Origin of the sequence: Paraoerskovia sediminicola (genome assembly GCF_030296575.1) — a bacterium.
GTDB classification, from domain to species: domain Bacteria; phylum Actinomycetota; class Actinomycetes; order Actinomycetales; family Cellulomonadaceae; genus Paraoerskovia; species Paraoerskovia sediminicola.
This window is the reverse complement of record NZ_AP027729.1, coordinates 39,508-61,551: the sequence shown is the minus strand read 5'-3', so window position 1 is coordinate 61,551 and position 22,044 is coordinate 39,508. Positions and strand designations below refer to the sequence as shown.

Here is a 22,044-nt window from a genome sequence, read left to right as displayed (position 1 = left end):
GTGGTCCGCGGCCGGCAACCTGCCGGCCCGATCACCAGGAGGACCAATGTCGGATGTCACCGTCACGCTCGCGGGGTTCGTCGGTACGACCCCTCGGCTCTTCACGTCGCAGAACGGGACCCGCTTCGCGAGCTTCCGCATCGCCGCCACCAAGCGCTACCTCGACCGGTCCCGCAACGAGTGGGTCGACGGCCGAACGATCTGGTTCACGGTCAAGACCTGGCGGCAGACCGCCGAGAACGTCGCCGCGTCGCTGCGCAAGGGCGACGCCGTCACGGTGACGGGCCGGCTCGCCGTCGACGAGTGGACGGCCGAGGACGGACCGCGGACCGACCTCGTGGTCGAGGCCACGGCGCTCGGACCGGACCTCGTGCGGGGCACCGCGCATTTCGCGCACGTCAGCGCGCGCAGGGTCGCCGACGACGAGCGAGGCGGCCTGAAGACGGGCGGCGCGAGCGGTGAGGTGGCCAGTGACGCCTGGGCGGTCGGGGGAGGCGCCGGCTCGGTCGACCAGGGTGCTGACGCCGACCCGGGCGACGGCACCGGCGTGGCTGAGCTCGACGCCGTGGACGACGTGGCTGCCGCGGCGGCGGGTTCTGCCGACGACGACGGTGTCGCCTACCTGGAGGAGGACGTCCTCGAGCGGGAGCGGGCCGGGACGCCGGTGGGGGCGAGCGCGTAGGCTGGGGAGCTGACGACGCCCGCCCGAGGCTGCCGAGCGGCCGGGGGCGGGCGTCCCCCGTGACCGGACGGCGCTGCGTGCGTCGTCGGTCCGCCCAGCATCCTCGACCGAACGGTGGAACAGAGCCAGTGGCTGAGTTCATCTACTCCATGTACAAGACGCGCAAGGCGCACGGTGACAAGGTCATCCTCGACGACGTCACCCTGAACTTCCTCCCCGGCGCCAAGATCGGCGTCGTCGGCCCGAACGGGGCCGGGAAGTCCACGATCCTCAAGATCATGGCGGGCCTCGAGCAGCCGTCCAACGGCGAGGCCAGGCTCTCGCCGGGGTACTCGGTCGGCATCCTCATGCAGGAGCCGCCGCTGAACGAGGAGAAGACGGTCCTCGGCAACGTCGAGGAGGGCGTCGCCGAGATCAAGGGCAAGCTCGACCGCTTCAACGAGATCTCGGCCCTCATGGCCGAGCCGGACGCCGACTTCGACGCGCTCATGGCCGAGATGGGCGAGCTGCAGGAGGCCATCGACGCCGCCGACGCGTGGGACCTCGACTCCCAGCTCGAGCAGGCGATGGACGCGCTGCGCTGCCCGCCGCCGGACGCCGACGTGACCGTGCTCTCGGGTGGTGAGCGTCGCCGCGTCGCGCTGTGCAAGCTGCTCCTGGAGAAGCCGGACCTGCTGCTCCTCGACGAGCCGACCAACCACCTCGACGCCGAGTCGGTCCTCTGGCTCGAGCAGCACCTGGCGACCTACCCCGGTGCGATCCTGGCCGTCACGCACGACCGCTACTTCCTCGACCACGTCGCGGAGTGGATCTGCGAGGTCGACCGCGGTCGGCTGTACCCCTACGAGGGCAACTACTCGACGTACCTCGAGAAGAAGCAGGAGCGCCTCGCGATCCAGGGAAAGAAGGATGCGAAGCTCGCCAAGCGCCTCAAGGACGAGCTCGAGTGGGTGCGGTCCAACGCGAAGGGCCGGCAGACCAAGTCGAAGGCTCGCCTCGCGCGCTACGAGGAGATGGCTGCGGAGGCGGACCGCACCCGCAAGCTCGACTTCGAGGAGATCCAGATCCCGCCGGGCCCGCGCCTCGGTTCGGTCGTCCTCGAGGCCGAGAAGCTCAACAAGGGCTTCGACGGCAGGACCCTCATCGACGGGCTCTCGTTCACGCTGCCCCGCAACGGCATCGTCGGCGTCATCGGACCGAACGGCGTCGGCAAGACGACGCTCTTCAAGACGATCGTGGGCATGGAGCCGCTCGACGGCGGCGAGCTGAAGGTCGGCGAGACGGTCTCCCTCTCGTACGTGGACCAGTCCCGCGGCGGGATCGACCCGAAGAAGACGCTGTTCGAGGTCGTCTCGGACGGTCTCGACTTCATCAAGGTCGGCAACGTCGAGATGCCGTCGCGCGCGTACGTCGCGGCGTTCGGCTTCAAGGGGCCGGACCAGCAGAAGCCTGCGGGAGTGCTGTCCGGTGGTGAGCGCAATCGCCTCAACCTGGCCCTGACCCTCAAGCAGGGCGGCAACCTGCTCCTGCTCGACGAGCCCACCAACGACCTCGACACCGAGACGCTCGGCTCGCTCGAGAACGCGCTCCTGGAGTTCCCGGGCTGCGCGGTCGTGGTCTCCCACGACCGGTGGTTCCTCGACCGAGTCGCGACCCACATCCTCGCGTACGAGGGCACGGAGGAGGACCCGGCGAACTGGTACTGGTTCGAGGGCAACTTCGCCTCGTACGAGGAGAACAAGGTCGAGCGCCTCGGCGCCGACGCCGCACGCCCGCACCGGATCACGTACCGCCGCCTGACGCGCGACTGACGTCCGCCGGCCGCGTGCCGGCCTCGTGCCGGCCTCGTGCCGGTGCAGAATGGACGACCCGTGACGGCGGGCGACCCTCGTGGTCGCCCGCCGTCGCTCGTCGTGGCGCCGAGCACACGGTGCACGACGCACGGCGCACACCACACGGTGCGCGACGCGCTGGGCGCTGCGGGGCATGACTGGCTGGGCACCTCTGCTGGATGCTGCGCGAGGCACGGCGCGCGCTTCGACCTGCGGGCGCGAACGTCCGCGCGTGGACGGCCTCGCTCGGGCAGACTGTGCCCCATGACCACGCCACCTGCCCCCGACGCGGGCAGCGGTGGAGCGGACCTGACGGGCGCGGTCGAGGCGCTGCGCGCAGAGGTCGCGTCCGTGGCGCTCCCGCTGGTCGTCCCGGGTGTCGACGCGGCCGTCGCGGTCCGTGACGCGTTGGTCGACCAGCTCGAGGACTATCTGCTGCCCCGGCTGCGGTCCGCCGACGCGCCGTTGCTGGTGGTCGTGGGCGGTTCGACAGGAGCCGGCAAGTCGACCCTCGTGAACTCGCTCCTCGGCGTGAAGGTCTCCGCCTCCGGCGTGCTGCGGCCCACGACCCGTGCCCCGGTCCTCGTGCACCGGGTCGCCGACGAGCCGTGGTTCCTCGACGCGCGCGTCCTTCCCGACCTGGTGCGGCTGCGCACCGCGACCGGAGCTGTCGGTGCCGCCGACGCGGCCGACGCGACCGGCGCCGCCGCACCGGCTTCGACGCCCCCGGTGCCGTCCGCAGACGCGCCCGATGTCGGCACGCCCACCGAGGCGGGCCGACCGTCGCTGCGCCTGGTCGCCGACGACGCGCTCCCGGCCGGGCTCGCGCTGCTCGACGCGCCCGACGTTGACTCGGTCGCGGACGAGAACCGCGCGCTGGCGGCCCAGCTCTTCGCGGCTGCCGACCTCTGGTTGTTCGTGACGACCCCGGCCCGCTACGCGGACGCCGTCCCGTGGGACCTGCTCGCCGCCGCCGCGCGGCGGCACGCGGAGGTCACGGTGGTCCTGGACCGGGTCGGTCCCGACGAGGGCGAGGTCGTCGACGACCTGGTCCGCCTCATGGGAGAGCACGGGCTCGTGGCCGACCGCCTGGTGCAGGTTCCCGAGTCGGGGCTCGAGGACGGTCTGCTGCCCCCTGCGGCGGTCGCGCCCGTGTCACGCCGGCTCGCTCGGCTCGGTGCGGACCCGGCGGCACGCCGGCACGTCGCCGAGGCGACGCGCGACGGTGCGGTGGACGACGTCGTCCGGCGCGCACGCGGTCTCGCGTCCGCCTCGCAGGAGCAGATCGACGCTGCGGAGCGGCTCAGGTCGGTCGTGGTCGAGCAGCACGCCGAGGCGCGGGAGCACGTCAGGGCGGTGACGAGCGACGGGACGATGCTCCGTGGAGAGGTACTGGCGCGCTGGCAGGACTTCGTCGGGACCGGGGAGTTCTTCCGTGCGCTGGAGGACAAGGTCGGCCGGCTGCGCGACCGAATCGCCGCGTTCCTGCGAGGGCGTCCCCGCGCGCCTCGCGTCGAGGAGGCGATCGCGCACGGGCTGGAGGCGGTGCTGCTCGACGCGGTGGAGGGTGCCGCCGAGCGGACGGCGTCGGCCTGGCGGGGCGACACGGCGGGGCGCGAGCTGCTGCTGACGGGGCTGGTCGACCTGCCGCTCGACGGTGGCGTCGGTGGGCAGGGCGGCCCGGTCGGGGACTCCGGTCTCGAGCTCCGCGAGCGGGTCGCTCGCGACGTGCGGGGGTGGCAGTCGGACGTCCTCGACCTGGTCCGGGAGCAGGGTGCCGGACGGCGCGGTGTCGCCAGGGCGTTGTCGTTCGGCCTGAACGGGGTCGGGGTGAGCCTCATGGTCGTCGTGTTCGCGTCGACCGGTGGCCTCACGGGGGCGGAGGTGGGGATCGCCGGAGGGACGGCGCTCGCCGCCCAGAAGGTGCTGGAGGCCGTGTTCGGTGACGACGCCGTGCGGCGGCTCACGCGACAGGCGCACGAGCGCCTGGACGCGCGGACCGACGCGGTCCTGACGGAGCAGGCGGCACGCTGGACGGACCGGCTGGACGCCGTCCTCGTCCCGGCGCCCGACCCGGAGGCGCTGCTGGCGGCCGCCGACGCGGTCGCCGCGGCGGCGCTCGCGACGAAGAACGCACGGAAACCCGACGCGGTGCACACGAGCTCGGATGCGCCGTCCGCGCTCTCGGACCCGGGCCGGTTGCGGGGCGCGCAGGAGAGCGGGCCGGCGGACGTGCCGAGCGCGGGCGACGGCACCGGCAGCACTGCCGACAGAACTGCCGGCAGCGCTGCCAGCACTGAGGACTCGGGCGCCGACGCGCCCGCGCGTCGCCGCGGCTTCTGGCGCAGGCGCGGCGAGGGGCAGGGGCGCTGATGGCCGGGGTGGACCTCGAGGCGAGGACGCGGGCGCTCGAGAGCGCCATCGCCGCCGGCGACGGCCGGCTCCCCGCCGACCTCGTGCATCGGGGCCGGGACGTCGTCGCCCACGTGCGCGAGCGCGCCGCGCTGTCGGCGGAGCACACGGTCGTGGCTGTCGCGGGAGCCACCGGGTCCGGCAAGTCCTCCCTCGTGAACGCGCTCGCGGGCGCTCACGTGAGCGAACCCGGGGTCCGCCGCCCCACGACGGCGACTGCTCGCGCCGCCGTCCGCGGCCCGGGGGCCGACCGGCTCCTCGACTGGCTGGAGGTCCGTGACCGGGTGGAGATCGGCGCGGGGGACCGGGGCGACGGGGCGGGTCTGGTGCTGCTCGACCTGCCCGACCACGACTCCGTGGTCACCGAGCACCGCCTGCGCGCCGAGCGGCTGGTGTCACGGGCCGACCTGATCGTCTGGGTGGTCGACCCGCAGAAGTACGCGGACGCCGTCCTGCACGAGCGTTATCTGCGCGGCCTCACCGCCCACGCCGAGGTGATGGTGCTGGTCCTCAACCACGCGGACCGGCTCGCGCCCGAGGAGGTCGAGCCGGTGCGGCAGGACCTCGCCCGGCTGGCTGCCGCTGACGGTCTGGGCGCCGTCCCGGTCCTCGCGCTCTCGGCGCGCACCGGCGCCGGCGTCGACGCGCTCGCCGCGCTGGTCGACGCAGCGGTGCGGCAGCGCCAGGCCGCGGTGGCGCGGCTCGTCGCGGACGTGCGAACTGTTGCCGCGGAGCTCGTCGGCGCGTGCGGCGACACCCCACGCGCCGCTGGGGGGACCGGCGTGCGAGACACGCTCGTGCGGGGCCTCGAGGCCGCGGCCGGGGTCGACGCGGTCGCCGAGGCGGTCCGGGCGTCGGCGGTCCTGGACGCCCGCGCGGCGACCGGCTGGCCGGTGACCCGCTGGCTCGCGCGGTGGCGTCCCGACCCGTTGCGGCGGATCGGCCTGCGGTCCGAGACGTCGCGTCCGGACCTCGCCCGGACGTCGCTGCCCGTCCCGCGTGCCACGGCCACCGCTGCGTCCCGCCGGGCGGTCCGCGAGACCGTCGACGCCGCTACGGCATCGATGCCTCTCGGGTGGGCCGAGGCCGCGCGGCGGCGGGTCGAGCGCAGCGTCGACTCGCTGCCGGACGCGCTCGACCAGGCGGTGGCCGGCACGAGCCTCGGCGCGGCGGCGCGACCGTGGTGGTGGGGCGTCGTGAACGCTCTCCAGTGGGTGGTCCTCGTCGTCGGGGGTGCGGGCCTGCTCTGGCTCGGGATGCTCGCGGTGGCCGGGTACTTCCGGCTGCCGGAGCTGCCCGTCCCCGAGTGGGGCGGCTGGCCGGTGCCCACGGTCCTGGCGCTCGGGGCGCTGGTCCTCGGGCTCCTGCTCGCCCTCGTGAGCCGGTTCCTCGCCGGGATCGGGGCGCGGCACCGGGAGCGGCAGGTCCGTGCGCGGCTGCGCACCGCGATCGGCGGCGTCGCCGACGAGTTCGTCCGCCTGCCCCTCGGCGAGGAGCAGGCGGAGCTCGCGCGGTGCCGCACCTCGGCCGTCATCGCCGCCGAGCCGGCCGGCTGACTGTCGACGGTGGGCTGTCGGGGGACCGTCCGTCCGTCCGCCGCTCCGTGACAGACTCCGGTGCGGCAGGTCCGAAGCGCCGTACGAGGAGGAGCACGTGAGGCTGCATGTCCCTGTGACGCTGCGGTGGGGCGATCTGGACGCCTACCAGCACGTCAACAACGTCGAGATGTTCCGCCTCCTCGAGGACGCGCGCATCACGGTGCTCTGGCGGCACGACGACGCAGAGATCGACGAGGCCTGGCCGACGGCGGTCCTCGACACCGGTCCGACGGCCCCCTCGCACACCCTGGTCGCGCGCCAGGAGATCGAGTACCTGCGGCCGCTCGCGTTCACCCGGACGCCAGTGCGGGTCGAGCTGTGGATCGGTCGGATCGGTGGGGCGAGCCTCGAGGTCTGCTACGAGGTGCACGACGGCGCGAGCCGCTTCGAGCGGACCGGGCCGACGAGCGGTGGAGCCGCGTACGCCAAGGCGTCGACGACGATCGTCGTCGTCGACGCCGCCACGGGTTCGCCCCGCCGCCTGAGCGCCGAGGAGCGTGCCGCGTGGGAGCCGTTCGTCGAGGAGCCCCTGAGCTTCAGGCGTCGCTGACGGGGAGGCTGCTTCGCGCTACGTCGCGCTACTCCTCGTTGCGCGCGCGGCGCTCCGCCGCCTCCTTGACGTTGCGCTGCATCCCGCCGAACACGATGCCGTGGAAGGGCTTGACCGACCACCAGTACGCCTGCCCGGCCAGACCGTGGGGGTAGAACAGCGCCCGCTGGGCGAAGTAGGTCTTGTCGGCACCAGCGGCGTCGGCGACGTCCGGCGTCCCGATATTCGACTCGTCCTCGGCGTCCGTGATCTCCTCGGCGGCGTCGTCCACCCGCAGCTCGAGCCACGCGAGCCCGGGCAGGCGCATCTCGGCGCGCAGCAGGAGCCGGCGGCCGGGCTCGATCGCCTCGACGCGCCAGAAGTCCACCGCGTCGTCCACCCGCAGGTTCTTCTCGTCGCGTCGTCCGCGCCGGAGCCCGGGCCCGCCCACGAGGCGGTCCATGACGCCGCGGACCCGCCAGGCGAGCGACCAGGAGTACCAGCCGCCCTGCCCGCCGATCGCCTGGACGACCTCCCACAGGGTGTCGGGGGCGCGTCGACGACGGTGCGGCGCTCGTCGACGAAGAGGGAGCCGCCGGCCCAGTCCGGGTCGGTCGGCAGCGGTTCGCTCGGCGCTCCCGGCAGCGACGCCGACGACCACCGGGTCGTGACCTCGCCGTCGTGGATCCGTTCGAGCGCGAGCTCGACGGCGTGGCCGAACCCGAGCAGCCCCTCGGGCGGGTCGGGGACGTACTTGCGGATGTCGTTCTCGTCGCAGACGACCTCGTGCTGCAGCGACTCCACGAGCGGTCGGGCGATCCCTGCGGGCACGGGCGTCACGACGCCCACCCAGTGCGACGAGAGCCGAGGGGTCAGCACGGGGACGCTGACGATGAACCGCCGGGGGAGCCCGGCGACCTCGGCGTACCGCTGCATCATGTCGCGGTAGGTGAGCACGTCCGGACCGCCGATGTCGAAGGCGCGCGAGACGTCGTCGGGCATCGAGGCGCTGCCCACGAGGTACCGCAGGACGTCGCGCACAGCGATGGGCTGGATCCGGTTGTCCACCCAGCGGGGCGTGGTCATGGCCGGCAGCCGCTCCGTGAGGTACCGCATCATCTCGAACGACGCCGAGCCGGAGCCGATGATCACGGCGGCCTGCAGGACCGTCGTCGGCACCCCCGACGCGAGCAGGATCTCGCCGACCTCCTTGCGCGACTCCAGGTGCGGCGAGAGGTCCTCGCCCTCGGGGTAGAGCCCGCCGAGGTAGACGATGCGCCGCACCCCGGCCTCCCGGGCGGCACGTGCGAACGTGAGCGCCGTGCGGCGGTCGCGGGCCTCGAACTTCTTGCCCGTCCCGAGCGAGTGGATCAGGTAGTAGGCGACCTCCGCCCCGCGCAGCGCCTCGCGGATCTCGTCGAGGTCCGTGGCGTCGGCCTCCACGATCTCGACGTCGTCGTGCCAGGCGCGGGCCTCGAGCCGCGCCGGGTTGCGTGCGACCGCCCGCACCGGGTACCCGGCCGCGAGGAGCTCGGGGACCAGCCGCCCGCCGACGTAGCCGGTCACCCCGGTCACGGCGACGGTGGGACGCGGCCGTTCGGCACCGGAGCCGGTGCGGGTGTCGGTGCGGGTGTCGGTCGTGCTCTCGGTGCCGGGACCGTCGGTCATCAGCGCTCCTGTCGTGGGTGGGGGTGGTGCCGGACGGCGTCGCGCGGGTCGGCGTGGACCGCCCCTGTGCGGGAGTTCGGGTCGGGGACGGTCGACGGATGCACTCTCACGAGAGCAGCTCCAGCACCGCGGACTCGGCCGACCGTGGCGTGCGGGTGGGGCCGATCGTCGTGCCCCGCTCCCAGAGGTCGACGAGCCGTGGGTCGATGTACGACGCGCGGGCGACGGCCGGGGTGTTGCCGAGCTCCTCGGCGACGTCCCGGACGACCTGGGCCACGACCGACCGCCGGCGGGCGGCGGAGTTCGGCGGCGGTCCGGCGGCGGCGAGCGCCCGCGCGGCGAGCACCGTCGCGTGCCAGGTGCGGAAGTCCTTGGGTGTGGCGTCCTCGCCGAGGCGCTCGCGGACGTAGCCCTGCACGTCGGAGCTCGTCACGTCGTGCCAGGTCGTGGCGCCCCGGGCGTCGGACCGCTCGTCGGACCGCTCGTCCGGACGCCACGCGAGCAGCTCCGTACCTCCCCGGCGGCGCCGCAGCGTCGTGAGCGGTGCGACCACGTCCGGGTCGTCGACGACCACGTCGCGGAGCTGCCCGGACTTCGCCGGGTACCGGAACCGCACCGTGCCGTCGGCCCGGATCGTGGCGTGCTCCTTGCGCAGGGTCGCGAGCCCGTAGCTCGCGCGCTGCCTGGAGTAGAGCTCGGAGCCGGACCGGAAGTACGCGAGGTCGAGGAGCCGGAAGGCCAGCGCGAGGGCTCGCTCGCGCGGCATCCCGTCGCGCGCGAGGTCGAGGCTGACCTGACGGCGCGCCGAGGGGAGGCGGCGCGCGACGTCCAGCACGTGGTCGTGCTTGCGCCGCGCCCGGCGGGCCGTCCACTGCGCGTGGTAGATGTACTGGCCCCGCCCGTCGGCGTCGTGGCCGAAAGCCTGGAGGTGCCCGGTGGGGTGGGGGCAGATCCACACGTCCGTCCAGGCCGGCGGCACGGCGAGCAGCTCGCACCGCTCGCGCTCGGCGGGATCACTCAGGGGCACGCCGCCGACGTCGAGGTAGGACCACCCGGTACCGCGGCGGCGGCGCGTGTAGCCGGGGAGTCCGGTGACACGTGGCGGAGTCGGGGCACCCGGTCAGTGTGCGTCGGGTGGTCTCGGCTCGCGCGCCGTGGCCGAGGGCCCGGCGCACTGCCTGCCGCGCGGCTGGGGCGATCGTCAGGCAGGCAGGCGCAGCATGCCCTCCTGCGCGATGCTCGCGACGAGCGTCCCGTCCTGCGCGTACACGCGGGAGGCGCCGAGGCCGCGCCCGCCCTGCGCGCTGGGGGAGGACTGCACGTACAGGAGCCACTCGTCGACCCGCGCGTCGCGGTGCCACCACATGGCGTGGTCGAGGCTCGCGATCGATATCCCGGCGGTGAGCCACGAGTTGCCGCTCTTGCGCAGGACCGGCTCGAGCATGATCTGGTCGCAGGCGAAGGTCATGAGGGCACGGTGCAGCAGCTGGTCGTCGGCGAGCGTCCCACGGGCGCGCATCCACACCATCTGGTGATCCGTACGCTCGCTCCCCGGACGCATGTACAGGGACCCGTCGACGTGACGCACGTCGAACGCGGACTCGTGCGACCGGGACCGCGCGGCCGGGTGGTCGATCGCACCGAGCTCGGTCAGGGCCGACCTGACCTCGTCGGGTGCCGGGACGTCGTCCGGCATCGGGGTAGTGTGCTCCGCGCCCTCCTGTTCCTCCTGGAAGGAGGCGATCATCGACAGGATCGGCTCGCCCTTCTGGATCGCGTGCGTCCGGCGGGCGCTGAACGAGCGCCCGTCCCGCAGCCGCTCGACCGCGAACTCGATGGGCTCGTCGAGGTCCCCGGGCCGCAGGAAGTAGCCGTGCATGGAGTGCGGCATCCGGCCGGGACCGACCGTGCGCCCCGCGGCGACGAGCGCCTGGGCGAGGACCTGACCGCCGTACACCCGCGCGTTCGGCTGCGCGAGGTTCCGCCCGCTGAAGCGGTCGTCCGCCTCGTGGGGCCGCTCGGGGTCGCCCGGGCCGACCGCCGGCATCGGGTCGATGTCGAGCGCCGTCAGCAGGCTGCCGAGCGGGTCCGTCGCGAGCTCGGTCGTGGTGATGCGCGCCGGTGGTGCGGGCTCCGGGACGATCGGCGGGTCGAAGACGGGGTCGGTCACTGGCTCTCCTCGAAGCTGTTGAGCAGGGAGTGGGCGGCGCGCTCCAGGTAGTCCCAGAGGGTCGCCTCGTGCATCGGCGCGAGGCCCAGGCCGTCGACGGCTGCCCGCATGTGGGCGAGCCACCGGTCCCGGGCGTCAGGGTTCACGCGGAACCCGGCGTGCCGCATGCGCAGGCGAGGGTGCCCGCGCTGCTCGCTGTACGTCGTCGGGCCACCCCAGTACTGCTCCAGGAACATGGTCAGGCGCTCGCGGGCGGGGCCGAGGTGCTCCTCGGGGTACATCGGCCGCAGCACGGGGTCGGTCGCGACGCCCGCGTAGAAGGCGTCGACGAGGCGCACGAAGGTGTCGTGCCCGCCGATCGCGGCGTAGAACGAGTCGTCGGGCTGCGACTGCGCTCGGGGCGCCGCGGGCGCCTGGGTCACGGGCAGCGATCTGCGCTCGGGGGAGTTCACGTCGCCCATCATCGCATCGCGCTCCGACGCCGAGAGCAGCAGGTCGGGTGCGGATCGGGTCGCGTCGTGACCGTCACAGGCCGAGCTCGTCGAGCACCGGCAGACGGCCCCGGACGACGGCACGGGCGTCGCCCGGGGACTCGGCCGCGAGCGCGTACCGGGCGAGCTCGCGGCACTCGTCGACGGTTACCCGTTCGAGCAGGGCGGCGACGTCGGGGATCGCGCGCGCCGTCATCGAGAGGCTGGAGACGCCGAGCCCGACGAGGACGAGGGCGAGCACCGGCTGCGAGGCGGCCTCGCCGCACACGCCCACCGGGCGGCCCTGCAGCTCTCCGCCCCGGCACGTCTCGGCGATGAGGCGCAGCACCGCGGGCTGCCACGGGTCGTTGAGCTCGGCCAGCGAGCCGAGCAGACGGTCGGCGGCCATCGCGTACTGCGTCAGGTCGTTCGTCCCGATCGACGCGAACGCCGCCCGGCCGAGGATCGGGCCGGACAGGAGCGCGGCGCTCGGGACCTCGATCATGACGCCCGCGCGGTCCAGCCCGTGGGCCGCGCACCGGGAGACGAACCACTCCGCCTCGCCGACGGTCGAGACCATCGGCGCCATGACCCACACGTCGGCCGCCTCCTGGGCGGCCGCGGTGGCGATCGCCTCCAGCTGCTCCTCGAGGAGGTCGGGCCAGCGCGTGGCCGTCCGCAGCCCGCGGACGCCGAGCGCCGGGTTCTCCTCGTCGTCGGACGACAGGAACTCGAGCGGCTTGTCCGCTCCGGAGTCGAGCGTCCGCACCACGACCTTGCGGCCGGGGAACTGCGCGAGCACCGTCCGGTACTGCTCGACCTGCTCGTCGACGGACGGGGGCGTCTCCCGGCCGAGGAAGCAGAACTCCGAGCGGAACAGGCCGACGCCCTCGGCCCCGGCAGCGGCCGCCGGCGCGGAGCCGGCCGGGTCGCCGATGTTGGCGAGCAGCTGGACACGCGTCCCGTCCGCGGTGCGGCCGGTCCCGTCGAAGGTCCGACGGCGTCCCGCGAGCCGGCGGACCCGCTCGACCTCGTCAGGTGACGGGTCCCGCACCACCGTGCCCGCGGCGCCGTCGACGAGCACCGTCGCTCCCGCGGTCAGGAGGTCCGTCGCACCGGACGCGGCGACCACGGCGGGGATCCCGTTGGCGTTGGCGACGATCGCGGTGTGCGAGGTCGGGCCGCCGCCCTCGGTGACGATCGCGAGGACCAGCGCCGGGTCGAGGGCGGCCGTGACCGACGGGGCGAGGTCGTCGGCGACCAGCACGAACGGGACGTCGTTGCTCGGGACCCCGGGCGCGGGTCGGCCCGTCAGCTCTGCGACGAGGCGGTCCCGGACGTCCGCGATGTCTCGGACGCGCTCGGCGAAGTAGCCACCGAGCGCGCTGAACTGCTCGGCCACCGACTCGGCCGCCTCCCAGACGGCACGCTCCGGGATCAGGTGCTCGTCCAGCACGCGTCGCTCGGCGTCGGAGACGAGCGACGGGTCCGCAGCGATCGTGGCCGTGGCCTCGAGGACGTCCTTGGTCGTCCCGGTGGCCGCGCCGGCCGCCGCGTCGAGCGCCGCGGCCACGGTCCGGGAGGCCGCGACGACGCGGTCTGCCTCGGCGCGCGGGTCCTGGCGGGGGAGAGCCGCTGCCCCGGGCCGGGCTCAGTCACGGGGGAGGGCATGCGGACCGCGGGACCGACGGCTGCTCCGGCGGACACCCCGATCCCGGTGAGGACCTGCCGGCCCGGCTCGTGCACCACGGGGTCTCCTCGAGGTCGCAGGACTGCCCGCTGGTCAGGCGGCCCGGTCATCGACCGTACCCCCGGAAACGACATCCGTCAGACCGGGTCGGGGTGCCCCGCGGCGGAGGGAGACTAGGCTGTGCTCACCGGTCCTGTCCCCGTCCCAGGAGCAACACCACATGAGCAAAGCAGAGCAGATCCTCGAGTCCCTCGGTGGGCGGGCCAACGTCGTCGAGCTCGAGCCGTGCATCACCCGCCTGCGCGTCGAGGTCACCGACCCGACGCTGGTCGACGAGTCGGGCCTCAAGGCCACCGGTGCCTTCGGTGTCGTGCGCTCGGGCCGCATCGTCCAGGTGATCGTCGGTCCTGAGGCCGACAACCTCGCCGCAGAGCTCGACGGGCTGCGCTGACCGCGTGCCCCCGCAGTCCCGCGTGAGGGCGCCGTCGTCGTCCGCGCGCCGCTCGGCGGCAGCGTCGTCGAGCTGATCGACGTCCCCGACCCGGTCTTCTCGGGCGAGCTCGTCGGTCCGGGCATCGCCGTGCTCCCTGAGCTCCCTGAGTCCTCACGTCCAGCTGAACCTGCTGGGTCTTCCGACCCTGCTGAGCCTGCGGGGTCTTCTCAGCCTGCCGAGCCCGCCGGGTCTTCTGGACCTGCCGGGGACGCCGGACGCCGCGCCGCGGCCGGTCCCGGCAGCCGCACCGCGGTCTCGTCCCCGGTCGCCGGCACGATCGCCTCGCTGCACCCGCACGCGTTCGTGGTCCAGCACGCGGACGGCCGGAGCGTGCTCGTCCACCTCGGCATCGACACCGTCGGGCTCAAGGGGAGGGCTTCACCCTGCTCGTGGCCGCGGGCGACGCCGTCGAGGCCGGTGACCCTGTCGTCGAGTGGGACCCGGCCGCCGTCGCAGCTCAGGGCCTGAGCGTGGTCTGTCCCGTCGTGGCGATCCAGGCTGCCGCCGGCGCGGTCGAGGTGCTCGTCAGCGCGGGCGACGTCGTCCGGGCCGGCGACCCCGTCGTCGCCTGGACGTGAGCGGCAGGTAGCTACCAGATCGCGAGCGAGATCCCGGCGGCCGCGAGGTCGTCCCGGACCGCGATGCGCAGCTCTCGCGCGACGGCCCACTGCATGCCCGGCTTGGTGCGGATCCGCACGCGGAACGTGAGCCTGCCGTGCTTGATCGACTCGACGCCGGTGACCTCGGGCGCGTCGAGCACCGACTCCGCGACGCGTGGGTCCGCGCACGTCCTGGTCGCAGCGGCCTCGAGGATCTCCCGGACCGCTCCGATGTCGGCCGACAGGGGGACGGGGAACTCCACCAGCGTCGAGCTCCACTCCTGGGACATGTTGCCGGTCCGCAGGATCTCCCCGTTGCGGATGAACCAGAGGGTCCCTTCGAGGTCGCGGACCTTCGTCACGCGCAGCGCGACCTCCTCGACCGTGCCGACCACGTCGCCGAGGTCGACGGTGTCACCGACGCCGTACTGGTCCTCGAGCAGCATGAACGTGCCCGAGAGGAAGTCCTTGACGAGCGCCTGGGCACCGAAACCGAGGGCGACGCCGGCGATCCCGGCCGAGGCGATGAACGGCGCGATGTTGACCCCGAGCGTGTCGAGGACCAGCAGCAGGATGATCGACCCGAACAGGATGTTCGCGCTCGAGCGCAGCACGGAACCGATCGTCTTGGCGCGCTGGGCACGGCGTGCGCGTGCCAGGGGGTTCGCCTTCTGGAGGACGGTGCTGTAGCCCCCGAGCGCGCGACCGGACTCGGTCACCGGCTTGTCGCGGGCGATCCGGTCGGTCACCGACTTGATCATGTGCCGGACGACGATCAGCGCGATCGAGCCGATGACGACGATCAGGATCACCTTGAGCGGGATCCCGAGGAACCAGTCGAGCCAGCTCGCCGGCTCGGTGACGTCGAGCTCCGGGTCGTCGCCGGACGCGAGCACCGGGGACGCGGTGGCCGCGGTGGACGCGACGGTGACCGACGAGGCGTCGGACGACGTTCCGTCGAGCAGGGTGATCAGCGGGGCAGCGGGGACGAGGGGTGCCATGGCGAGCAGGCTATCCGGGTGAGATCGACGGCGGCACGCCGCCGCCGGTGCGGTACCTGGGGCGCAACTCTGGCAGGATCGGAGGGTGAGTTCCGTCGACCCCCGCGATCCTGCCGTTCCCGAAGCTTCCGAGGCGTCCCGGGCGGACGCCGCGTCGGAGCCGCTGCGGCGGCTCGCGGGCGTGCACGGCGTCGCGACGGAGTTCTGGGGCTTCGACGGCGCCCGACGGGACGTGCCCCGCTCCTCGCTGGTGGCGGCCCTCTCGGCCCTCGGGGTCTCGGCCGACACCCCGGAACGCATCGAGCTCGAGATCGAGCAGGCCGAGAACGACCCGTGGACCCGGCTGCTGCCCGACACGGTCGTGACCACCTCCGGCAAGGCGCACGAGATCCCGGTGCACGTCGACGACGGCGCACCCGTCGAGGTCTGGGTCGAGCTCGAGCGCGACGCCGGTAGGGACGACGATCCCCGCGCCGCTCGGACCGGTCACGACGGCGACGCGCCCGCGCCCGAGACCGTCACGCTCGCCCAGGTCGACCGGTGGGTGCCCCCGCGCACGGTCCACGGCCGCCGCGTCGGTCGCGCGACCTTCGAGGTCCCGACCGACCTCCCGCTCGGCTGGCACACCCTGCACGCTCGCAGCGGCGACGCGCGGGCGACGACCCCGCTCGTCGTGACGCCCCGCCGTCTGAAGCTCCCCAAGGCGCTGCGCTCCGGGCCGGGCTGGGGCCTGATGACCCAGCTCTACTCCGTGCGCTCCGCCAGGTCCTGGGGGTCGGCGACCTGACCGACCTCGCCGACCTCGCGTGGCTCTCGGCGCGGGAGGGCGCGGACTTCGTGCTCATCAACCCGTTGCACGCCGCCGAGCCGGTCGGGCCGATGGCGCCGTCGCCCTACCTGCCGACGAGCCGGCGGTTCGTCAACCCGATCTACATCCGGGTCGAGGAGATCCGCGAGACCGCGTACCTGAACGCCGCCGACCGCTCGCTCGTCGAGTGGTCATTCGACGCGGTCCGCGAGCTCAGCGCCGACCCGGGACCGATCGACCGGGACGCCGCGTGGGCCGCGAAGCGCACGGCGCTCGAGGTCGTGCGCGCGGCGCCACGGTCCGCGGCGCGCCAGGCGGAGCTCGAGGAGTTCTGCGCGCGGGAGGGCCGCGGTCTGGACGACTTCGCGCTGTGGTGCGCGATCACAGAGCAGCAGGCCGAGCAGCGGCCGGGGCAGCCTTGGCCCGCAGAGCTCCACGACATCACGTCGCCCGCCGTCGCCCGCCTCCGGGACGAGCTCGCCGACCGGGTGGACCACTACCGCTGGCTGCAGTGGGTGGCCGACGAGCAGCTCTCGGACGCCCAGCGGACGGCCCGCGACGCGGGCATGTCGGTCGGGATCATGCAGGACCTCGCGGTCGGGGTGCACCCCGAGGGCGCCGACGCGTGGGCCCTGCGGTCCGTGATGGCCGAGGGCGTGTCCGTGGGTGCGCCGCCCGACATGTACAACCAGCAGGGCCAGGACTGGTCCCAGCCGCCGTGGCACCCCCAGGCGCTCGCCCGCGCCGGGTACGCGCCGTACCGCGACCTGCTGCGCACGGTGCTCCGGCACGCCGGGGCGATCCGGATCGACCACATCATCGGGCTCTTCCGACTCTGGTGGCTCCCGCGCGGCGGCGCTGCCGACCAGGGGACCTACGTCCGCTACGACCACGAGGCCCTCGTCGGGATCCTGTGCCTGGAGGCGCAGCGGGCCGGCGCGGTCGTGATCGGCGAGGACCTGGGTGTCGTCGAGCCGTGGGTGCGCGAGTACCTGGAGGACCGCGGTGTGCTCGGCACGTCGATCCTGTGGTTCGAGAAGGGCGCCGACGGGTCGCCCCTCGCGCCGGAGCGCTACCGCCGGCTCGCCCTGACCACGGTGACGACGCACGACCTCCCGCCGACCGCGGGCTACCTCGCCGGTGAGCACGTGGACCTGCGCGACCGCCTCGGCCTCCTGGAGCGGGACGTCGAGACCGAGCGGCGCGCGGCGCGCACCGAGCGCGCCGAGATGGTGCGCACCCTGAGCAACCGCGGGCTCGTCGGCGACTCACCGTCCGAGCGCGAGCTCGTGGAGGCGATGCACCGCTTCATCAAGCAGACACCCTCGGTGCTGCTCGGCGTCGCGCTCGCCGACGCCGTGGGGGAGCGTCGGGCGCAGAACCAGCCCGGCACCGACCAGGAGTACCCGAACTGGCGGGTCCCGCTCGCCGACGCCGGAGGGAACGTCGTCATGCTCGACGAGCTCTTCGACAGCGCGCGCCTGCGGTCGCTGCTCGCGGCGATGCGCGAGCACTGAGAACCGCTCCCGGCACCGGGCCCCGCGTCTCCAGGACCGGCACCGGCACCGGCGTCCCGCCCGACGTCGTCCCGCACCGCGCACGGAGCCCGGCACCCCTCGAGGGGTGCCGGGCTCCGTGGTGTGCGCCTCGCGGTGCGGCTAGACGTCCGCCGCCTGGGCGGCGAGCGCCCGCTCCACGCCGGCGAGCGACTCGACGACCATGCGGCGCAGCGCCGGGGCCGCGTCCGGGTGGGCGTCGAGCCACGCCTGCGAGGCGTTCTTCAGCTCGGGGCCCACCGCGCCGGCGGGGTAGAGACCCTCGATGATCGTCTCGGCGATGTGGTAGCTGCGGCTCTCCCAGATCGGCAGGATCGCCGCGTGGTAGGGCGCGATCAGCGCCGTGAGCGACGCCGGGTCGAGCGCGTGCTGGAACCCGGTCGTCGTCGCGCGGACGATCGCGTTGGGGACGTCGTCGTGGTCGACGAGCGCGTCGAACGCGGCGCGCTTCCCCTCGGCGGTGGGCACGGTGGCCCGGGCCCGCGCGGCGGACTGCTGGCCGTTCGCGGTCCGGTCGGCCTCCGCTGCCGCGTCGATCTCGGCGTGACCGGCGCGGCCGAGGAGCACGAGCCCGTCGAGCAGCTCCCAGCGCAGGTCGGTGTCGATCTCGAGCCCGTCGAGGGTCGTCGACCCGTCGGACAGCGCGGCGAGCGCGTCGCCGTGGGCCTCGGTGGAGGCGACCGCCGCGAAGTACTTGACGAGCTGAAACTGGGCGTCCGAGCCGGCCTCGGCCTCCTGGGCGAGGGCCCACAGCTCGTCGCCGACCGTGCGGATCGTCTCGTCCCGCTTCTCGGGGGCGACGTACGAGCGCGCTGCGAGCGAGAGCTGCGCGAGCGTCGTGCGGATCGTCGTCGATTCGGTCTCGGGACCGATGTGGTCGAGGACGAGGCGCACGTAGTCGCTCGCAGGGCTCTCGGCGTCGCGGGTCGCGTCCCACGCCGCTCCCCAGATCAGGGAGCGGGCCAGCGGGTCCTCGATCGCGGACAGGTGCGCGAGCGCGACCTTCAGCGAGTCGTCGTCGAGCCGGATCTTCGCGTACGCGAGGTCGTCGTCGTTGATGAGGATCAGGTCGGGGCGGGCGATCTCGAGGAGCTCGGGCACGTCCGTCCGTGCGCCGTCGACGTCGATCTCGATCCGGCGCGTGCGGACCAGCCGACGCGAACCCTCCTCGCCGGCGAGGTCGTAGAAGCCGATCGCGAGCCGGTGCGGGCGCAGCGTCGGGTGCTCGGCGGTCGCGCTCTGGAGCACGGCGAACGAGGTGATGCGACCGTGCGCGTCGACCTCGACCTCCGGCCGGAGCGTGTTGACGCCCGCGGTCTCGAGCCACAGACGCGACCACTCGCCGAGCTCGCGCCCGCTGGTCGCCTCGAGCTCGACGAGCAGGTCGCTCAGCTCGGTGTTGCCCCAGGCGTGCTTGCGGAAGTACGCGGCCACGCCGGCGAGGAACTGCTCCTGCCCGACCCACGCGACGAGCTGCTTCAGGACGGAGCCGCCCTTGGCGTAGGTGATGCCGTCGAAGTTGACCTGGACGTCGTCGAGGTCGTTGATCGTCGCGACGACGGGGTGCGTCGACGGGAGCTGGTCCTGGCGGTAGGCCCAGGACTTCTCCATGGCGGCGAAGGTCGTCCACGCCTCGGTCCACTCGGTGGCCTCGGCGGTCGCGAGGGTCGACGCGTACTCGGCGAACGACTCGTTGAGCCACAGGTCGTTCCACCAGCGCATCGTCACGAGGTCGCCGAACCACATGTGGGCGAGCTCGTGGAGGATCGTGACGACGCGGCGCTCCTTGATCGCGTCGGTCACCTTGGACCGGAACACGTACGTCTCCGTGAACGTCACGCAGCCGGCGTTCTCCATCGCGCCCATGTTGAACTCGGGCACGAACAGCTGGTCGTACTTGTCGAACGGGTACGGCTGCTCGAACGCCTTCTCGTAGAACTCGAAGCCCTCGCGGGTCTTGGCGAACACGTAGTCGGCGTCGAGGTGCTCGGCGAGCGAGGCCCGGGCGAACACGCCGAGGGGGATCGTCCGGCCGTCGGCGCTCGTCAGCTCGCTGCGCTCGACCACGTAGGGACCCGCGACGAGCGCGGTGATGTACGAGGAGATGCGCGGGGTGGCACCGAACGACCAGGTCGAGGCGGCGACGTCCGGCTCGCTCGCGTGGGTCGCGGGCACAGGCTCCGGCGTCGCCTGGTTGGAGACGACCTGCCAGGCGGACGGCGCGGTCACCGTGAAGGTGAAGGTCGCCTTGAGGTCGGGCTGCTCGAAGACGGTGAACATCCGTCGCGAGTCGGGGACCTCGAACTGGGTGTACAGGTACACCTCGCCGTCGGCGGGGTCCACGAAGCGGTGCAGGCCCTCGCCCGAGTTCGTGTACGCGCAGTCGGCGACGACGCGCAGCTCGTTCTCCGCCTGCAGGCTGTCGAGTGCGATCCGGGAGTCTGCGAACACCTCGGCGGGGTCCAGGGATCGCCCGTTGAGGACGACCTCGCGGACCGCGGGGGCGACGAGATCGATGAACGTCGCCGCGCCGTCCTGCGCCGTGAACCGCACGACGGTCGTCGACGAGAAGGTCGTCGGACCGGTCGTCAGGTCGAGCGCGACGTCGTACGTCTGCACGTCGACGAGCGCTGCGCGCTCGCTCGCCTCGGTGCGGGTCAGGTTCTCTCCGGGCACGGACTGCTCCTTGGTGTGGGGTCTCGCTGCAACGGTGTGTGCTGCGGGTGTGCTGCGGGGTCATGCTGCGGGTTTGCTGAGGTGTCGTGCTGAGGTCTCGCTCTGGTGCGGGCACCGGTTCACGGGCCGGCGCACCGGGTCTTCGTGCCGGACGGCGGTGCGGGCCGGCCCGGTCGATCATCCCACCCGGGCAGCGGGCTCGCGCCGGAATGCCACGGCGCCCGTCGAGGTTAGGCCTCGTGGAGCATGACGTGCCACCTCGCAGCCGCGACGGGCCGCCCTGCTCACCGACACGACACCGACCTGAAGGAGACCTCGATGACGCAGGCGACGACGTCCGCCCCGAGCACGACCCCTACCGGTACGGCGACCGCCGACTTCTGGTTCGACCCGGTCTGCCCCTGGGCGTGGATGACGAGCCGCTGGATGGACGAGGTCCAGAAGGTCCGGGACGTCTCGGTGAGCTGGCACGTGATGAGTCTCGCCGTGCTCAACGAGGGCCGTGACCTGCCCGAGGAGTACCAGGCCATGATGGAGCGGGCCTGGGGCCCGGTCCGCGTCGTCATCGCTGCGCAGGCCGCGCACGGCGACGAGGTCGTCAAGCCGCTGTACGACGCGCTGGGCACCAGGATCCACCCCGGCGGGCGCGAGGACCTCGACGCCGTGATCGCCGAGGCTCTCGCCGAGGTCGGGCTGCCGGCGTCCCTGGCCGACGCAGCGACGACCGACGCGCACGACGAGCGCTTGCGCGCGTCGCACGCCGAGGGGATCGGGCTCGTCGGCGAGGAGGTCGGCACCCCGGTCGTGGCGTTCGAGGGCACAGCGTTCTTCGGTCCCGTCGTCACGCCCGCACCCAAGGGCGAGGCCGCAGGCCGCCTCTGGGACGGTGCCCTGCTCGTGGCCGGGACGCCCGGGTTCTTCGAGATCAAGCGGACGCGGACGCAGGGACCCGTCTTCGACTGAGCCGCTCCGCGTGCTGACGGCGACCCGGGGTCGCCGTCAGCGCGCGCGTCGTGGCATGCTTCACGGCAGCGTGGACCCCTGGGTGCCGCGCCCAACCGTCGCGCCCTCCCGGACTGCGACGTCGTCCACGAAGGAGAGTCGATGTCGGGCAGTACCCCGCCCCCGCCGCCCCCTCACGGCGGCGGAGCGCACTCCGAGCCTCGTCGGTCAGGTCGGCACGGCGGCAGTCCGGACCCGTCCGGTGCCGGTGCCGGTGCCGGTGCAGCTGCCGACGAGGCCGCGACCGACGGCGGCACGGAACGCATCGACGTGGTCCCCGCGTCACAGCCCGATGGACCGAATCAGCCCGCTGGCCCGACGTCGGCCGAGCAGGCGGACCACGGCCCTGCGCAGGGCCCTGGGCAGGACTCCGACAGCATTTCGAGGGATGCCGGCCGGTCCGGCGCGACGGTCGACGAGCCCGCTGCCGACACCGCGGCGACGCCGCGGGCGCCGCGCCCGACCATGCCTCCGGCCCCGACCGAGTACCCGGCAGGGTCGGTCGTGCCGCCGGCGGCCTACCCGACGGTGCCGCTCGGTGCCTCGCGGTCGGCCTCGCGGACGACGGCGCGGTCAGGGGCCCAGACAGCGGGACGACCCAGGGCAGGGGCGACCGGTCCGACGGGTGCGACGACCGTCCAGGGTGCTGCAGCCGCTCCGGGCGCGACGCCCGCCACGGGCTCGAACCCGTCGACCTCGACCGGCACCACGCGCCGCCGGCCGCTCGGCGGCGCGGTCATCACGCTGATCATCGTGGACGTCCTGCTCGTGGTCACGGCCATCGTCCTCGGGGTGCTGCTCCTGGGCGGCTCGTCGGGGGAGACGACGGTGGACCGGCCGGAGCCGGAGGAGCTGCCA

At 73.7% G+C, this 22,044-nt stretch carries 14 protein-coding genes and 3 pseudogenes; 9 read left to right on the top strand and 8 right to left on the bottom strand.

Going from position 1 to position 22,044, the window contains the following annotated elements; translation table 11 throughout:
- Positions 1-46 precede the first annotated feature (46 nt).
- From QUE47_RS00295 to QUE47_RS00275, 5 genes are all read left to right on the top strand, one after another.
- Positions 47-682 carry a single-stranded DNA-binding protein gene (locus QUE47_RS00295; protein ID WP_286218092.1) on the top strand — a complete coding sequence of 212 codons (636 nt, stop codon included), beginning with the start codon at positions 47-49 and terminating at the stop codon, positions 680-682.
- A gap of 128 nt (positions 683-810) precedes the next feature.
- Complete coding sequence (gene ettA, locus QUE47_RS00290; protein ID WP_286218091.1) at positions 811-2,493, top strand: energy-dependent translational throttle protein EttA; 1,683 nt, start codon at positions 811-813, stop codon at positions 2,491-2,493.
- Between the two features lie 285 nt (positions 2,494-2,778).
- Positions 2,779-4,887: a dynamin family protein gene (locus QUE47_RS00285; protein WP_286218090.1), complete on the top strand. Its 2,109-nt coding sequence runs from the start codon at positions 2,779-2,781 to the stop codon at positions 4,885-4,887.
- On the top strand, positions 4,887-6,482 hold the full coding sequence (locus QUE47_RS00280; protein WP_286218089.1) for a GTPase: 1,596 nt from the start codon (positions 4,887-4,889) through the stop codon (positions 6,480-6,482). Before QUE47_RS00285 ends, QUE47_RS00280 begins: the two co-directional genes overlap by 1 nt.
- Positions 6,483-6,579: 97 nt before the next feature.
- The gene (locus QUE47_RS00275) at positions 6,580-7,074 is read left to right on the top strand and encodes an acyl-CoA thioesterase (protein WP_286218088.1); all 495 of its coding nucleotides are present in this window, start codon (positions 6,580-6,582) and stop codon (positions 7,072-7,074) included.
- 28 nt (positions 7,075-7,102) lie between these two features.
- Here the strand turns inward: QUE47_RS00275 and QUE47_RS00270 are convergent.
- From QUE47_RS00270 to ptsP, 5 genes and pseudogenes are all read right to left on the bottom strand, one after another.
- Positions 7,103-8,721 (bottom strand): annotated as a pseudogene (locus QUE47_RS00270) (SDR family oxidoreductase).
- A 106-nt stretch (positions 8,722-8,827) separates the two neighbouring features.
- Complete coding sequence (locus QUE47_RS00265; protein WP_350227603.1) at positions 8,828-9,748, bottom strand: DNA topoisomerase IB; 921 nt, start codon at positions 9,746-9,748, stop codon at positions 8,828-8,830.
- 174 nt (positions 9,749-9,922) lie between these two features.
- Positions 9,923-10,768, bottom strand: a complete 846-nt coding sequence (locus tag QUE47_RS00260; RefSeq protein WP_286219555.1) for an acyl-CoA thioesterase — start codon at positions 10,766-10,768, stop codon at positions 9,923-9,925.
- 119 nt (positions 10,769-10,887) lie between these two features.
- Positions 10,888-11,352 (bottom strand): globin, encoded by a 465-nt coding sequence (locus QUE47_RS00255; RefSeq protein WP_434019772.1) that lies wholly within the window; start codon positions 11,350-11,352, stop codon positions 10,888-10,890.
- Between the two features lie 64 nt (positions 11,353-11,416).
- Positions 11,417-12,934: a phosphoenolpyruvate--protein phosphotransferase gene (gene ptsP / locus QUE47_RS00250; protein WP_434019707.1), complete on the bottom strand. Its 1,518-nt coding sequence runs from the start codon at positions 12,932-12,934 to the stop codon at positions 11,417-11,419.
- 337 nt (positions 12,935-13,271) lie between these two features.
- On the opposite strand from ptsP, the gene QUE47_RS00245 reads away from it, so the two are divergent.
- Both QUE47_RS00245 and QUE47_RS00240 read left to right on the top strand, forming a co-directional pair.
- Positions 13,272-13,502 (top strand): PTS sugar transporter subunit IIB, encoded by a 231-nt coding sequence (locus QUE47_RS00245; RefSeq protein WP_286218087.1) that lies wholly within the window; start codon positions 13,272-13,274, stop codon positions 13,500-13,502.
- Between the two features lie 72 nt (positions 13,503-13,574).
- Positions 13,575-14,122 (top strand): annotated as a pseudogene (locus QUE47_RS00240) (PTS sugar transporter subunit IIA).
- 11 nt (positions 14,123-14,133) lie between these two features.
- Here the strand turns inward: QUE47_RS00240 and QUE47_RS00235 are convergent.
- Entirely contained in the window at positions 14,134-15,144 is a 1,011-nt protein-coding gene (locus QUE47_RS00235; protein ID WP_286218086.1) for a mechanosensitive ion channel family protein, read from the bottom strand.
- A 163-nt stretch (positions 15,145-15,307) separates the two neighbouring features.
- Between QUE47_RS00235 and malQ the strand changes: the two are divergent.
- Positions 15,308-17,469: pseudogene (gene malQ / locus QUE47_RS00230) on the top strand (4-alpha-glucanotransferase).
- Positions 17,470-17,610: 141 nt separating this feature from the next.
- Here the strand turns inward: malQ and pepN are convergent.
- Positions 17,611-20,184 carry an aminopeptidase N gene (gene pepN, locus QUE47_RS00225; protein WP_286218085.1) on the bottom strand — a complete coding sequence of 858 codons (2,574 nt, stop codon included), beginning with the start codon at positions 20,182-20,184 and terminating at the stop codon, positions 17,611-17,613.
- A gap of 318 nt (positions 20,185-20,502) precedes the next feature.
- Between pepN and QUE47_RS00220 the strand changes: the two genes are divergently transcribed.
- Positions 20,503-21,147, top strand: coding sequence for a mycothiol-dependent nitroreductase Rv2466c family protein (locus QUE47_RS00220; protein WP_286218079.1), 645 nt, complete (start codon positions 20,503-20,505; stop codon positions 21,145-21,147).
- A 557-nt stretch (positions 21,148-21,704) separates the two neighbouring features.
- Here QUE47_RS00220 and QUE47_RS00215 read toward each other — a convergent pair.
- The gene (locus QUE47_RS00215; protein ID WP_286218078.1) at positions 21,705-21,962 is read right to left on the bottom strand and encodes a hypothetical protein; all 258 of its coding nucleotides are present in this window, start codon (positions 21,960-21,962) and stop codon (positions 21,705-21,707) included.
- Between the last annotated feature and the right edge of the window lie 82 nt (positions 21,963-22,044).

What these genes read in the sequence shown, in the direction of transcription:
- QUE47_RS00295 (WP_286218092.1), top strand. Translation starts at nt 47, where the DNA reads ATGTCGGATGTCACCGTCACGCTCGCGGGGTTCGTCGGTACGACCCCT.
- QUE47_RS00285 (WP_286218090.1), top strand. Translation starts at nt 2,779, where the DNA reads ATGACCACGCCACCTGCCCCCGACGCGGGCAGCGGTGGAGCGGACCTG.
- QUE47_RS00280 (WP_286218089.1), top strand. Translation starts at nt 4,887, where the DNA reads ATGGCCGGGGTGGACCTCGAGGCGAGGACGCGGGCGCTCGAGAGCGCC.
- QUE47_RS00260 (WP_286219555.1), bottom strand. Translation starts at nt 10,768, where the DNA reads ATGCCGGCGGTCGGCCCGGGCGACCCCGAGCGGCCCCACGAGGCGGAC.
- QUE47_RS00255 (WP_434019772.1), bottom strand. Translation starts at nt 11,352, where the DNA reads ATGGGCGACGTGAACTCCCCCGAGCGCAGATCGCTGCCCGTGACCCAG.
- QUE47_RS00245 (WP_286218087.1), top strand. Translation starts at nt 13,272, where the DNA reads ATGAGCAAAGCAGAGCAGATCCTCGAGTCCCTCGGTGGGCGGGCCAAC.
- QUE47_RS00235 (WP_286218086.1), bottom strand. Translation starts at nt 15,144, where the DNA reads ATGGCACCCCTCGTCCCCGCTGCCCCGCTGATCACCCTGCTCGACGGA.
- QUE47_RS00220 (WP_286218079.1), top strand. Translation starts at nt 20,503, where the DNA reads ATGACGCAGGCGACGACGTCCGCCCCGAGCACGACCCCTACCGGTACG.